Source organism: Pseudoalteromonas citrea, from assembly GCF_000238375.3.
GTDB classification, from domain to species: Bacteria; Pseudomonadota; Gammaproteobacteria; order Enterobacterales; family Alteromonadaceae; genus Pseudoalteromonas; species Pseudoalteromonas citrea.
Map to the genome: position 1 here is coordinate 214,779 of NZ_AHBZ03000027.1, position 14,614 is coordinate 229,392.

14 protein-coding genes are annotated in these 14,614 nt (G+C 42.9%); 2 read left to right on the forward strand and 12 right to left on the reverse strand.

The window, feature by feature from the left end:
- Positions 1–8: 8 nt before the first annotated feature.
- Positions 9–908 (reverse strand): LysR family transcriptional regulator, encoded by a 900-nt coding sequence (locus tag PCIT_RS19150; RefSeq protein ID WP_010362045.1) that lies wholly within the window; start codon positions 906–908, stop codon positions 9–11.
- A gap of 116 nt (positions 909–1,024) precedes the next feature.
- Between PCIT_RS19150 and PCIT_RS19155 the strand changes: the two genes are divergently transcribed.
- Entirely contained in the window at positions 1,025–1,327 is a 303-nt protein-coding gene (locus tag PCIT_RS19155) for a hypothetical protein (RefSeq protein ID WP_010362046.1), read from the forward strand.
- A 26-nt stretch (positions 1,328–1,353) separates the two neighbouring features.
- On the opposite strand, the gene PCIT_RS19160 is transcribed toward PCIT_RS19155, so the two are convergent.
- The 4 genes from PCIT_RS19160 to PCIT_RS19175 form a co-directional block, all read right to left on the reverse strand.
- Positions 1,354–1,707, reverse strand: a complete 354-nt coding sequence (locus PCIT_RS19160; RefSeq protein ID WP_010362047.1) for a HopJ type III effector protein — start codon at positions 1,705–1,707, stop codon at positions 1,354–1,356.
- 107 nt (positions 1,708–1,814) lie between these two features.
- Positions 1,815–3,032 (reverse strand): lactonase family protein, encoded by a 1,218-nt coding sequence (locus tag PCIT_RS19165; protein ID WP_010362048.1) that lies wholly within the window; start codon positions 3,030–3,032, stop codon positions 1,815–1,817.
- A 424-nt stretch (positions 3,033–3,456) separates the two neighbouring features.
- On the reverse strand, positions 3,457–4,086 hold the full coding sequence (locus tag PCIT_RS19170) for an FMN-binding negative transcriptional regulator (RefSeq protein WP_010362049.1): 630 nt from the start codon (positions 4,084–4,086) through the stop codon (positions 3,457–3,459).
- Positions 4,083–4,658: a GNAT family N-acetyltransferase gene (locus tag PCIT_RS19175; RefSeq protein WP_010362050.1), complete on the reverse strand. Its 576-nt coding sequence runs from the start codon at positions 4,656–4,658 to the stop codon at positions 4,083–4,085. The genes PCIT_RS19170 and PCIT_RS19175 overlap by 4 nt, the downstream gene beginning before the upstream one ends.
- Positions 4,659–4,835: 177 nt before the next feature.
- On the opposite strand from PCIT_RS19175, the gene pdxR reads away from it, so the two are divergent.
- The gene (gene pdxR, locus PCIT_RS19180) at positions 4,836–6,323 is read left to right on the forward strand and encodes a MocR-like pyridoxine biosynthesis transcription factor PdxR (RefSeq protein WP_010362051.1); all 1,488 of its coding nucleotides are present in this window, start codon (positions 4,836–4,838) and stop codon (positions 6,321–6,323) included.
- A gap of 74 nt (positions 6,324–6,397) precedes the next feature.
- On the opposite strand, the gene PCIT_RS19185 is transcribed toward pdxR, so the two are convergent.
- The 7 genes from PCIT_RS19185 to PCIT_RS19215 all read right to left on the reverse strand — a co-directional run bounded on the left by PCIT_RS19185 (position 6,398) and on the right by PCIT_RS19215 (position 14,582).
- Complete coding sequence (locus PCIT_RS19185) at positions 6,398–6,883, reverse strand: histidine phosphatase family protein (protein ID WP_021032382.1); 486 nt, start codon at positions 6,881–6,883, stop codon at positions 6,398–6,400.
- Positions 6,884–7,025: 142 nt separating this feature from the next.
- A complete protein-coding gene (locus PCIT_RS19190; RefSeq protein WP_010362053.1) occupies positions 7,026–8,720 on the reverse strand; it encodes an acyl-CoA dehydrogenase family protein in 1,695 nt (564 codons plus the stop codon).
- Complete coding sequence (locus PCIT_RS19195; protein ID WP_010362054.1) at positions 8,713–9,381, reverse strand: 4'-phosphopantetheinyl transferase family protein; 669 nt, start codon at positions 9,379–9,381, stop codon at positions 8,713–8,715. The genes PCIT_RS19190 and PCIT_RS19195 overlap by 8 nt, the downstream gene beginning before the upstream one ends.
- 9 nt (positions 9,382–9,390) lie before the next feature.
- On the reverse strand, positions 9,391–9,696 hold the full coding sequence (locus PCIT_RS19200) for a RedY-like protein (RefSeq protein ID WP_010362055.1): 306 nt from the start codon (positions 9,694–9,696) through the stop codon (positions 9,391–9,393).
- A complete protein-coding gene (locus PCIT_RS19205) occupies positions 9,697–12,393 on the reverse strand; it encodes a PEP/pyruvate-binding domain-containing protein (protein WP_010362056.1) in 2,697 nt (898 codons plus the stop codon).
- A 26-nt stretch (positions 12,394–12,419) separates the two neighbouring features.
- Positions 12,420–13,430, reverse strand: coding sequence for a class I SAM-dependent methyltransferase (locus tag PCIT_RS19210; protein WP_010362057.1), 1,011 nt, complete (start codon positions 13,428–13,430; stop codon positions 12,420–12,422).
- A 9-nt stretch (positions 13,431–13,439) separates the two neighbouring features.
- The gene (locus PCIT_RS19215) at positions 13,440–14,582 is read right to left on the reverse strand and encodes a hypothetical protein (RefSeq protein ID WP_238348044.1); all 1,143 of its coding nucleotides are present in this window, start codon (positions 14,580–14,582) and stop codon (positions 13,440–13,442) included.
- Between the last annotated feature and the right edge of the window lie 32 nt (positions 14,583–14,614).

Consider the following 14,614-nt stretch of genomic DNA (forward strand, 5'->3'; position numbering starts at 1 on the left):
GCTTTTTATTAGAGCTCCAATAAAGCTAAGCGCTGTTCCACAAAGGTTAAAAATATGTCGAGCTTTTTAGAGCTGTCACGTTTTGCCCGGTAAATGGCTCCGAGCGTTTTTTGCTCTCGATTAAGTTCTGGTAATAACTCCACAAAACCACCCGAGTTAATGTCTTTTTGGCAAAAATATGAGGGCAGCATGCCAACCCCAACTCCCGCTAATACCGCTTCTCTGATATGAAATCGGTTATTTGCAATTAAATTACCGCTAAAGGTATGTTGCGTGCCATCATCTTGTGACCAAGCGTTTTCAAGGGTTGAGTGACGGGTAATAAGTACGTTGTGATGAGCTAAGCATTCTAAACTTATGGGCGTACCACAACGTGCTAAATAGTCAGGTGATGCCACAAACAGCAACTTAATTTTCAGTAAGCTCAGACTATAAAGCGTGCTATCAGGCAAAGCTTTCCATGTACGAAACGCAATATCTATATTTTCTTCTATTAGGTCTAAGTTTGATGCGGTAAAAATGAGTTCTAATTCAAAGTCAGGGTAGGCTTTGAGGAAGTCGTTACAAATTTGGCTAAAGAGCATACGGCCCAGCGTATTAGGAAAAGTAATGCGCAGTTTCCCTTTGGGTGTACTGTCAAGCTCCTCAAGTTCCTCTTCTAATGATCTAAATCCTTCAAGTAGGGCTTGTGCACGTTTGTAGACAATAGCTCCTTCATCGGTAACAGAAAGGGCACGGGTGGTACGCAGTAATAATGTTTTACCTAAGTGACTCTCAAGTTGTGATACTGCTTTACTGACAGAGGAGTTAGGTAAATTAAGATGATCAGCTGCTTTAGAAAAAGATCCTTTTTCAATCACCTGAGAAAACACGTTCAGTAGATGATATTTGTCCCACTCTCGTCGCATATAAGGCCCTTACTATTTCCTTTAAAGAATAAGATACTTTCTTTTTTTGTATCTATATTTTCTTTATAGCATAAATATAATAAGGACTTAATACAACAAAGCATCAAGGAAGCAATATGATAGAGCAGCAGTGTTTTTGTGGAGAAGTGAAATATCAAGTGTTTTCAGACTATGCACCACAGCAAAGCGAGCGCGATAACTTGTGTTTTGTCAATGCGGTAGGGCTGGTGATCGACCCCAATAAAATGTTACATCGATATGTGAAAAAGGTTGAAGACGCATTTGAACATGCATTTTGCAGTCAGTGTGGATGCCCTATTTATCAAATAGACCACAATGGGCATACCAAGTACTGTATTTGGCAAACCAGCACAGTACCAGGCAGTTTGTATAGTGGCGCGATGCAATTTGGATTGTAACGCCTCTATTAGATAAAGTAAGGGGGTTAGCTGTTTTCAGCCAGAGGCACCGCATCAAAATGGACCTCTTCTAGGCCATTTCGATTGGCCAAAAATGCGCGGATGTTTTTATGGTCATCAGCATCAGGATGGGCAAGCACATCTTGTCGGTAGTAGTCGCCAAAGCAATGTAATGTTTGTAGTTTGCTTAAATTGTGTAATTGCGCAAATGAAAAAATCTTACAAGATCCAGAGTTTGTGCCAGCTTCATTATGAACACCACTGTTTTTGAAAGAAGTGGCTGTAAATTGGTATAAACTGTCTATCACCTCCATAGTTTGAGTGAAAGTCACAGAGTCTGGATTGTTTTTTAAATCTTGCAATAATGCTTCTAGTTTCATGGTATTAGCCAAAAGTTGTAATCGCTACAGCATACAATAGAAGAATAAAAATGTTGAGTGAAATATCTAGATATAGGCCACAGCGGTTGACTACTGTGGCCGGTGCTTTAGTCTTGGATAACAGATACATCGCCAGTGGTTGAGTCGTACACTAACCGCATTGACGCGTCATCATTTAGGCTATACGTACACAAACCGTTTTGCGCGCTTACAACTTTATAAGCGCCGTCAGCGGTTGAATAGTACCATTTTGTTGTCCCATCCGTTTTTTTACCACCAGCACCACTTTGGTTTAGGGTATATTGGTGATCTAGAAAGTTATTCCACATCCTGGCACAGCGGTTTGCATTCGGATGTTTGGTTATTTTATTGTGATTACCACCTTGGTCTTTAGACTCGACAGGAAAGCCTGCTGCATTAAAATTGAATGAACCGTCTCTAAACCCTTCAACATTGGCGACAGCCCCATTGAGTTCGTTATCAAGGTAGTATTGATGTGCCGCATTAACACCATCACGGTACAAATTATCAATGCTTATCAAGCGGTTTCCGCAGCCATTTACGTAAGTCAAGTCGGCCATATGCCGTGGACCCTCCATCAAATAAGCAGCTTGTGCCGTATTGACATCAAGGGTGTAAATCTTGGCATTTTCATTGGCATTACGCGCTGAAACATAGAGTGTTCCGTCACTGCCAATTGCTAAGCCAGATGCCCAATTGAGCCCGTGTTCTCCTATTTTGTCCAGTGTCATATCGTTTTCATTGAGCATGTACAGTGATTTTGCGTTTAATACATACACAATGTTGCCATCATTTGAATAAGCAATATCGCCGTGTTTAAAATCTGCATAACTGGCATCGTCAGCGAGCATTTTTCCCATCACGGTTTTTACACCTGTCGCAGCATCAAACTGATACATATAAGTTTGACTGGTAGCGAGTAAATAACTGCCGTCTGGTGACATAGCAGAGCGCTTGATGGTGTAAGAGGTGGTATCTGCCAATGTGCGCTGCTGCCCTGTTGATAAATCAAAAGCATACAGTTTCGATGCTCTGGTGTTGCTGTCTATTTTTTCCATCATATATAGGGTGCTGCCAAAGCTGGCAATATTGCTAGCAGCTGTGGTTGTGCCCGATAACAAGGTAGACGTTAGATTCGTTGTGTCTAAATGATACAAACTTCCTTGTTCGCTATGGCCTGTGCGGTCAATGGCAATTAACCCTGACAAACAGCCATTACCGTCTGACGCCCATGTGCTGGTACTGACTGACGTGGCACATACTATAGCGCACTGTAGCAAGGTCTTGTTGAATGTTCGTGTCATAAGAGACTCCTAAAAACGACTAAACGTAGTGACTCTGTGATCTATAAATTAAGCAAGCGTTATACCATGAGATGATAATTAAGTGGTGGGGAGTAAACTGTCAGGCTACAAAGTTTTAAAATAAAGATAATTCAGCTTCTTATATCGCATTTGTTAATACTTCTTTTATCAAGTTTATTTTTGCGATGATGTTATGACGGGGAATATGAGTACGATCGTGTGCATATTGCAAGTGTCGCTGGGGATGATATTTGCAATATGCAACGCAATGATGGTTACACTGGCCAAAACAGGATGGCAGTGTAAAATAATCAACGCTGGCTGCTATTTAAGTAGTATGCAATGCTTTTTCATAGCATGAGTGGTATCGCGATTACTCTCGATGACCTCTGTCATTAAGGCTTATCTTTTTGGCACGACTGCGTCATTGAGCATGCTTAATGATTTTAGTATGTAATGAATCTCGCATTAATTGCGCCATGTTTGTGTTTCCGTCGGCTTGTAAGCTTGCAATAACTTGTTCTTGGATCCGCATAGGTTTGTTTTGGCTGAGTTTAAAGTTACCTATCAACTGTGATGCAGTTATACGTAAAAAGCGAATTTGTTTAAACATCGCGCTGATCATTTTGTCATTGAGTTTGCTCATTCTCCATGGTGTATCAAAGCCTTGTTCAAAGTGATTGGTTAGCTGGGTCATTGCAGCTAATTGCTCTGTATGGCCTTTAATTAATTCTAATGTGCCCGTGACTTCGACGCTCGCATAGAGCCAGCTCGGTAAAATGTCATTGTTGCAATGATTCGGTGATAGGTATGCATTTGGGCCATTAAACAGTAACTTGATGGTGTTATTTTCTTGTTGAACAAGGGGGTTATTTGCGATGACATGACCAACGAAACTGGCTGTATCACGGTCAAATAACATAGGAACTTGACACACTTGGTCTCGTGCAGTGGCTGATGAGCTGCTGAGGATCGTTGCCAGTGGGTATTGTTCAATCAGCTCGTATAGTTGCGTATCTGGGATATGTGTAAAGGGTTTTGGTGGATAACTCATAAATAACTCTCCAAACGTTGTTTCACAGTCGGCCATAATGTGTCAGTAATACTGTGTATTGCGCTGTTACGAAATGTGCCGTCAGGCGAGCGGCGATTTTTGTAAGCGATGCCTTCTAATTGTGCGCCCAAACGCATAATTGCGTTGCGTGATTTATCATTTTTTTCGTTCGTACAAATTGTGACCCGTACAAGTTTGAGCTGTTCAAAGGCGTAGTGCAAAATTAAGTGTTTAGCATGGCTATTAATGTAACTTCTTTGCCATGGAACGCCAATAAAGGTGTGACCTACTTCTGCGCTTAGGTTGTGTTTATCAAGTAAAAAAAGGCGTGTGGTGCCAACAACAACTTTACTGTCATTATCAATAATGGCAAATGTAAGTTGCTGATCAGCATAAAATTGCGCGTCTTTATCGAACCATGTTTGCAAGGTATCTCTGGATAAACAGTAATTTGTTGGTACCCAACGCCAAATACTTGGGTCTTGGCCCGCAATAAATAATTCTGCAAGGTGTTTTTGAGCGATAGGCTCTAGCGTAACTCTACTGCTTGAAAGGGTGACGGGCGTTATCATATTTATTCCTTCTCTGGGGGTTATGGGGGTTAAATTACGTTATTTTGGCTTATTTGATACAACCAGATTTAACAAATTACCTAGACCAGATAGTGTTTGATGGTGTAATCATAAGTGGTCTTCTCAGTTACTTTTGGTATAGTAAATTAAAAATAATATGGCATAACTAATAGACCAATGAATCCAATTCCAGTGGAGTTTTGTGACAATGGGCCCGCACGTTATTTACAATTAGCAATGGCGATTAGACGTGCGATTAAAACAGGTGAGCTGCGCCCTGGTACTAAGCTAAGCTCAGCACGCGCTATGGCCCAAGCTTATGTGCTAAATCGCCATACAGTAATGAATGCATTACAAATATTGGTAGCTGAGGGGTGGTTAGAATCACGAGAAAGGTCCGGTTATAGCGTAACTCACAGCTTGCCCATAGACAGCAGTTCCTCCCCCAGTTTAGCGCTTTGCGAGCGCAGTACTACTGCCGACTCTTATCAAATGCGTAAGTTTAATTGGCCAGTGGCTTACGACACTCACGCTCCCATTCCATTATCGGATTACCGTTATAATTTCGCCGGTGGTTTACCTGAACTGGCTGAATTCCCTTTTGATGAATTTAAGCGTGCGATGGGCAGTGCATGTCAACGCTTAGACACCCATTTACTCCATTATGGAGAAGTGTCGGGTGTGCCTGAGCTTAAAACGCAGATCACCGCTTACTTAACTAAAGCACGGGGTTTAGTACCAAACGATTTATTGGTTTGTAATGGCTCTCAAGAAGCATTATTTCTTATTGCAAAAGCCTTTATTGGTGAAGGAGAGTGCATTGCGGTAGAGACTCTTGGTTATCCACCAGCACGTAAAGCATTTATCGCCTGCGGGGCGTCTTTAGTTGATATTCGTCAAGATGACTATGGTTTATGTGTTGAGGATTTGGCGAAACAACTCACTGCATACCCGATCAAGTTGTTATATTTAACCCCGTTGCACCAATACCCAACAACGGTGACCTTGTCTATGACTCGGCGTATGCAAATATACCAACTGTGTTATGAACATGGGGTGGCCATCATTGAAGATGACTATGACCATGAGTTTCACTATCGTTGTCAACCGGTTGCGCCTATGGCCAGTGACGACCCCGCGGGCATTGTGATTTATGTCTCGACATTTTCAAAGCTGATGTTTGCGGGCGCTCGCCTTGGCTATATTGTCTGTAGCCACGCTATCATGTCACAGTTGACTGCACTCAAACAGCTCATAAATCATAAGAATGATGTACTAACTCAGCTTGCGGTTGCACAGTGGATGAAAGAAGGCGGCTTTGAGCGTCATGCTAAACGCATGACAAAATTATATAAATCTAAATATCACCACCTTGATGCCCTGTTACAGGGGTATCAAGCTCAAGGTTACCCGTTAAGCTACGACAAACCCGATGGAGGAATGGCTATGTGGGTTGATATGGGGGTGAATGTGAGTAAATTAAAGCAAAAAGCCAAGTTACACGGGGTTTATTTACAAACCCAAGATGAGTTTTATTTTGAGCAAAGTGCACGTTCTTTGTGCTGTGATGAGTCTAAACATACCCATATTAGACTCGGTTTTGCAGGGCAGTCGCCCGACATGCTCACTGAAGGGTTGCAGATCATTATTGATATACTTTATTAGTGAGCTCAGCTTATCCACACTGACTTTCATAGTGAGTTACCCCTGTGAACTATCAGTGTGGGCAAAAGCGGCTTCTAGTTAGACGATAACTTCTCTAACTGCCAGTGTAATTTATGGGGGGTTTTAGTCGGCGTTAGCACAAACACTTTATCAAATTCGGTCTCTTTGATGTGTGTTACGTGGCCGCTGAGCAGCGTGATTAACTCCGGCGTTGTATTACTGTGACCTGCTACCACAATGGTGCCAGACAGAGTGCGTAATGTTTTGGCGAATGCGGGCAACTCGCGTGGGTTATAAGGTAAAACGGCTAATTTTGTGTGCTCGGCTAACGGTGTGATGGTTTGTTGTGTGCGGTTATAGCCAGTACTGAATAAAGACGTCGGTTTATATGGAGCTAGCATGATGGTTAATCTTTTTGCACGTTTTACTCCTTCATCAGTTAAGTGTGGGTTTTTACCTGTCATTTTTTCAGCATGACGAAATAACACAATTTTTTCAGGCAGAGCCACCGATTGCCAAGTCACTATGGCCAGTAATGTAAGAATTATCTTAATTTTCATGTGTGTGTTTGAGTTTGGGAAGTTGTCTCGACTTTAGCAAAACAGTATGAAAGATGTAAATAGGCAGGTCTCCCTGCCCAAGTGCGTAAGGTGGTTTATAGGTGATCAAAAAATGGCATGATCCCTGAAAGAGGACCTGATGTTACTTCACCAGAGCCAACAATGAATACATGGATTGGTGTTGATGTTGTGCTTCTAACGTGCTCATCAATGCATTACTTGGCACCCATAAGTCACTATCATCCATGATCACAGTTAATAAATCTTGAGCAATATCAGGTTGCCCAAGGAGGGGGTGTGATGGGTTAAAAATGACATATAGTGCACAACAGCTGGCCGCAAATAGTTGTGTATACTGCTTTGTGGCAGCGAACCTGACCACACTTGCCGGTTCATTTTGCTGATTATGTTGTAATGTTTGTATTGTATCGCACCAGCTTAAAATGTGGTGTTGCAAATTACGCAAAACGGCTTGCAAGCGAGTGTCTAACGCCGTAAATTCCTGTTGTTCTGTGAGTGCTAAAAAAGATGCTAAAACTGGGTCTTGGCCCATATTGTTTACACTCAGCATCTTACTGTTTATTGAGCTCAATGATTGCGTAGTATTAAGATCAAACCAAGACGCTATATCAGGGTGAATACTGGGGTTATCGAGTAGTTTGGCGGCTATTGCGTTGGTTTGTGATGAAATAAGCCCAAGGTTTAATTGGCTACTGCCATCAAACAGAGACACAACAGCATTATCTCTTTGCATTTTTTGAAACATACCAGCTTGATACTCGTGACGTAAATAGTACCGAGCACCTAAAATAACTTTAAGTTCATCAATGGCCAGTTCTGTGGTTTTAGGTACCCAGTACTTACAACAAGCGGAGTAAACACTGAGGCTTTTTCCGGCATAGTTTAGGGTTTTGCTGCTGGCTAACGAGACCATTTCAGCAACCAGTAGTTTCGCAAAACTTCGCCCTAGGCCCTGTTGTACGGTTGGCATATCTAACACGGTTTTTTGATATAGTGCCCGTGATTTAGCAAAGTCATACGTCAATCTTAAACAGGTATCAAACGCACCCAATGAAAAGCCAGCACACAGAATACGCGAAATTTGCAGCGCTTTGAGAATACCGTACATACCGGGTTCATTGGTGTGTATTTCAGCCGATTTTGGGACCACTGTATTATTAAAGCGAATACCGCTTATATCGGCACATCGGATCCCATGGGTATTGATTTTCTCGATGTTTTCAAAGTCGTTAATTTGGGTTTTATCCAGTAACAGCACTGCCAATGATTCACGCTGATGATGGTCGAATTTACGCACTAAAAGGGTCATGGTATGACCTTGAGTCGCGTTATTGATCAGCCACTTTTCGCCATTGAGCTGATACCCATCAGGGTGCTCTGTAGCACTCACTTCACTTGCCAATAGATTGCTACCGTGGCGCTTTTCAGTAAGGGCCAAGCAGCCTAAATGACCTTGAAGAATATGTTCAGCTAATAGCTTTTTTTGTGTTTGATCGCCACATAACCATACTGGCAATGCGCCAAGCATGGTTTGTCCGGTGGCAATGGCAGCGGTTAAATCCCGACGAGATAATGTTCTACATAGCAGTAGCAGCTCGGAAAACTCTCGTAATTGTCCCCCCATTTCTGTAGGAACAAAATACGTGAAATAGCCGAGGTCAGTTAAATAACGAATATAGCCATTGGGGAAATCTTGCGCTTCGTCCAAGGCTACAGAGCGGGCAAAATTAATCTCGTTTTGGTCATCTGTTGGGTCGCCCAGGTTTTCTTCAAGCTTCTGAATATTTTGCAAAAAATTGTGGTTTAAGTCAGTCATAAATAGGTTCTGTCAATAAAATATCATGGTTGTGTAGCTGCCAAGCATGGCGATGCCAATACGTAAACTCGGTATATGGGTTTGGTGCAATTGTGACTCGGTTGGTGTGCCAATCTGTAATGCGCACTGTTTGGCAAAATGTTATAAAAGGCCCATGTCCGACTGCTTTGTATAGTGCTTCTTTGAAGCACCATAACTGTGTAGCGCTGGGTATTGTTTGGTTGTTACCCAGTACTAGTTCGTTGCTTGAAAACCAGGGAACTGGGGCTGTGTCAAAGCGGTTTTGATGCTCTGTGTCTATACCAAAAGGTGATTCGCTTAAGGCTGCTATGGCTAAATCGGATGTGTGGCTTATACCAACGGGTTCTCCTGAGATAGCACAAAATGGTGCACCTTTTGTATTTTTAGTCAAAGAAAGTTGTTTGGTTGTGGCATTGTGACACTTACGCTTTTTAAGCAACCATTTTGCAGCTAGTCGAGCACCAAGCCAGCTCAGGGCTGGCTTTTTGTATATAAAACACTGATAAGTATCGAGCTCGTCGGTGCTCAAGTGTGACATTAACTGCTGTTGCATAGCGGGTACTTGCAGCCGCAACATAAGTTGCGGCAAGTACACAGCATATACATCACTTGTCGTTGAGGCTGTTAAATGAGAAAGCATACTCGGTTATTACCATTGATACCCAGGTAAGATTTCCTCGGCATGAATGGTTTCTACCACATCTGCCATTTGCGTAAACTGCGCAATCAAAGATTGGAATAATGGCGTCTGGGTTTCAGCTTCAAAATCAGCTAAAGAGGTCACAGAAACAACCTCAACATAGTCGTAATCTTGGCCACTTACTTTACTGACGACAAAACGTTGCACTGTTTGTAAGTCATGACAAGCGAGATAATCAGTTTCTTTAACCCAGCGTTCAAAACTAGCGCGATGCTCTTCTGATTTGAGTTTTATTTTATCAATAATAACAGACATTTAATCTTCCTTATTTACAATTATTAGACCTTTGTGTGCATCTACGGTGATGATGTCACCGGTGTTTATCAGGGCGCTTGCATGGTGAGTGTTCACCACACAAGGAATGCCAAACTCTCTGGCAACAATAGAGCTGTGTGACAGCATTGAACCAATATCGGTGACTACGGCGCTTGCTAGTGCAAACAGGGGAGTCCAAGAAGCGTCGGTGAAAGGGGCGATCAATATGTCGCCTTTTTGAAATTCACCGGCTTGTGAAGCTAAATCAGTGATCACACAAGCACGCGCGCGACAAAAGCCTTCGGATGTTGCAAGCCCTTCTAGTGATGTTAAGCTTGGATCAAAAATGAGATCTGGTTGGCTACTCGGCTTGCCGATAAATGTGAGAGGCGGTTCTGGTTGTGCTTGCCATTGTTGATATTGAGCACGGTTTTTACTGATAAGCAGTGCATCGGTGAGTTGTTCAGCAGTGATGGTGTTATTTAAATACTGAATGACATTTTCAAAGTCGAGGTAGGCAACATCGTCAAAGCTGCTCAAAAGTGATTTATCAATTAATCGTCTTGCTACTTCATACACGACTCGACGAACGAGCCAAATTGAGGTAGTCATACTCATTCGTGTTTCTTCACGTAGTTTAGCGCAACCAGAGTACAAAGAGATGACACGGTTAATCGTAAAGCGCTGGGTCCAACTTAATTCATTGAGTAGCTCATCGCTTATCTTTTGCTGCTTCTGTGTTTGTTCAACTAAGGCGTCGTCCACTTCATAGCCTTGCTTTAGATACAACTTAATCATTTGCAGTACGTAGGTTCTGTCATCTAACCAGCGAGGGTGAGTGAGCTCCATTTCTTCACGCCCGCGTACACCATTATCACGCATAAATTCAGCAAGAGGCCCGTTGGTAAATCGGATCCCCAGTGGCGTTGAGGTAAGAAAATCCTCAATATCGGCAATGTCTTTATTGGTAAACACATCTTTCACTTGAGGCCATGCATTAAGTACTTTACATAGTTGCCAAAGCTCTTGTGCACTGGCGACTGTTCTCAAGTTAGACATGTCACCTTTGATTTTATTTTGGAGATGCTTACTTTTATCGCCCAACCATTTCGCACTGAGTTCTTCAAGCAAGCCATAACAAGCAAAAGCGTTGATATAATAGGGTAAATAGCCCTCGTGCATGGCTTTAAAGTAGCCTAAGCAATGATCAAGTTCGTAGCGTAACTCGTCATGAGAGAGGTTTGTAATGTCCTGGCTTTGCACTCTATCAAATTCTTGATAACGTGAGTTGACCATAGATTTTGCGCGACGCTTAGCCTGAAATAGTTCTTTGACGTTTTGCTTTATCCAATAGCGTAGACACTGTTTTGGCGTCATATTCGGGTGACTGTGTTTAGCACCGTATGGGTTTTCATAGCCAGTTAGGTCAATGGCTTCACTACTAAAGCGGGCTAAAAATGGGGTTTGATCTTCCCCAACTGGAGTTTGAGCCAGTTGCCATGCGGTATAAGACACATTGAGGTACACATGACCTTTATGATAAGCAATGGTTTCATTCGCTTCACCAAGATCAAGTAAACCAAGCTTTTTACCACAATCGATGTGAACGCGAGTTTGGTAATAGTGTGCAAACGATAATCCTAAAGGTGTCATTCGGCCGGTGAATATTTCCCCTATATCCATGCGAGACCAGAGAATGTCTTTTTGCACATGCTCAGATTTATTGCCTAAATAGAATGGATCAGCTTTGGTATTTTTGGTGGTGATCGGACGACTTTGTAAAAGCCAAATCTTCCCATCACTGAGTGTCCACTCTACATCCTGAGGGCAGCCGTAGTACGACTCAACTTGACGCAATACACTGTATAACGATTGCTGTGCAAGATGGTTAAGTACTTGCTCATTTTGTAAAGCAGGCGGTACGGCGAGTTTTTTTATAGAGCCGTCGATATGTACAATTTGGTGCTGTTTTGGCTGAACAGTATGAGCAATCAGCTCGCCACTGAGTTTGTCAATTTCATAGCTATCGCTACTGACTTGACCAGAAACTAAGCCTTCGCATAGACCATAACAGCCTTCTATAACAAAGGCATTTTTTGCAAAGGTAGTGGGGTGCTGACCAAACGCAACACCTGATGCATCGCCAAACTGCATTTGCTGTACCACGACTGCAATCTTCGGAATATCCGTTGTTTGACCTGTTGTTTGGCGATATTGAAAGGCTGCTTCGCTAAAAGCTGATGCCCAGCATGCCTGAACAGCTTCAAGAATATGGTCTATGCCTTCAACAGCGAGTTTTGTGACGTGTTGCCCTGCAAACGAATGACTATCACTGTCTTCATCTGTTGCAGAAGAGCGAACGGCGACGGGGCCAATTAATAACGCACTTGCATTGCTTATCTGTGTGGCAATTTGTTCCGGCATGGCAACGCTTGTAATTGCGGTTGCTAATGCACGCCACTCAGTGACGCCTTTACTCGGATCAAATCGACTCAGTAGTTCAGTTTGTTGTAAAAACTCTTCAAATACATTGACTGTAATGCAGTAGCCGATAGGGACGGGCAGACCTGCATTATGCATGGCACATAAAGATGCGCCTTTTCCGCCAACCAGTTCTACAGAGGCGGATTGTTGGCTATCAAAATGAACAATCCCATCATTAAGTGGTTGTTCAATAGCCAGAGAGTTAACTGTCATGTGTATATCCTTACGCGAAATATGACTTATTTTTGTGCCAAGAATGCAAAGTAGCTTTCACCAGGCATTAATCGTTTACTGTTTACTTGGGTAAAACCTGAGTGTTGAAGCGATTGCTTTAATTGCGCCACTTCAGGCAATGCTCCGCCGACATCACTTAAACTGAACCACAGGTTGAGCGCGGTAATGGCACTGCTACCGCCTTGACAGCTGGTGGTCATTAAGAGCTGTCCACCGGGCTTGAGTAATTTATGTGCATGGGCAAGTACGGTTTGACGTTGCTCTTCAGTAAAGTAATAAATATTGTTATGCAAAGTTATTAAGTCATAGAGCGACTCACCCTGCATATCGAAGAAAGACTGGTGACGTAAGTCTATGTCTTTAATGTTACTCTTTAGTAATGTTTGATTTGCTTGGGCAACGACATCGGCTTGGTAATCAATTGCGGTGATTTCACTGTTAGCTAACCGGTTACGTAAATACACGAGGTATTTACCAGCGCCGCAGCCCACTTCCAAAATCGTAGCAGGTTGAGTGTGCTTTAGGCTCCACTCAATGGCTTCTTCGACGAACGGTTCTAGTATTTGTGATGATTGTGCGATGACTTTACCGTCTTGGTCTGACAGCTGATACGCATTGTCTTGTTTCATTCGCACCGGTGCGCTGAGCAGAGCGTCGTAATGATAGCGAATGGCTTCTTCAAACATGGCCGCAGCGATTTGATTTTCTTGTTTGGCCAAATGACGACTGAGTTTTCCCTTAAGTCGATAGCGGCCTGAACGAAACCCTAATTCACCTAAGCGCACGCCACACTCTAACCAAGCTTCTAAGGCATCACGTTTATTATCACCAATGGTGAGTTGTTGTTGTAGCTCAATCAGGCTTTGCTCACCTTGATTTAAGCTATTTAACAGACCACTTGAATTGGCTGCGGTCACAAAACTAGTGCGATATACCGTGTCTACTTGTTTACCTAAGCGCAAAAACGCAAAGATGTTCTTATCAAAAATGAGTTTTTTTAAAGTGGTTAATTGCATTATTTAGCCTTAAAAATAATAACGAAGGCCGAGTTGAACAAGATCAGAAAACTGTTCAAACTCGCTGTTAATTGGCCCCGAAGAAGGGGTATAAGCCAGCGCAAACCGCACTTGCAGATTGTCGCTTGCAGAGTGGGTGATCACTGCTGAAATGTTTACGTGGTCGTCGATGAGGTTTTGCATTGCGAGTAATTCGTAACGCGTAAGGTCACTCCATTCATCGGCATAAGATACTGCCAAGTAGCGCTTTGCAATGCCTAAATTAGTTATATTGCTGCGCTCGTAGCGTTGTTGCCACAGTGCATAATCTGACTGAGTATTGGCCGCGAGTGTTTGTTGTAACCACTCAACCGCGAGCATACCGTTGGCACCCACTTTTGTGCTTATCCCAAGTAGCATGCGCTGATGCGTATCTTGCTCAAACACCGTTTCACTGCTATCTGACAGGTTGCCATATAGATATTCGGCATAACCATCAACGTCAAGCCCTTCAATGTAGTGCTGTGCGCTGATAGAAACATATTTTTGCTCTTCTCTGTGTGCCAGTGTAATTAACCAAACACCTTGCGCTAAGCTGCCTTTGATTGTTTGCAGTAGTTGCAGGTGGTCATGGTTATTAACCGTAGCAATACTTTGCGTTTGCACTGAACTATTGAGGAAATAGTCATATTTAATTGCATCAACGCCACTTTTATAGAGCCTGTCTAAGTCAAATACGTTAAATGCCCCAAGCGGATCCGTAGGCGAAAACACACGGCCCAATCCTAATGTAATAGGCTGTCGACCGACGGTGAGGCTACTGTTAGAAAAGCTGTGCTGCCAGTAGCTCCAGTCTAGCTGCATATGCCATTGGTGATGACTTTGACTGTCTTGCCATTCTAAATCGAACGCTCGGTCAGCAACCTCTGCGCGCGCAAACATAGGTAGCGCCCAGCGATGATTTATATAATCAAAATCGATTTGCGCATGGTTGACCCATTGGCCTTCTCCTAGTTGAGTGTATGACTCTAACCGGGCGAATTGGTTAGTACCGATTGCGGATTGTGTTTCACCATCTAACGCGAGTAAATTGGCTTCAAATACACCAGACCACTTTTGCTGTTCAGCAGGTGCTTCACCGAGTAGCATGTCTAGGTCATCTTCAAATGCCAAACTGGATGCCTGCATTAAAATGCAGGCACTAA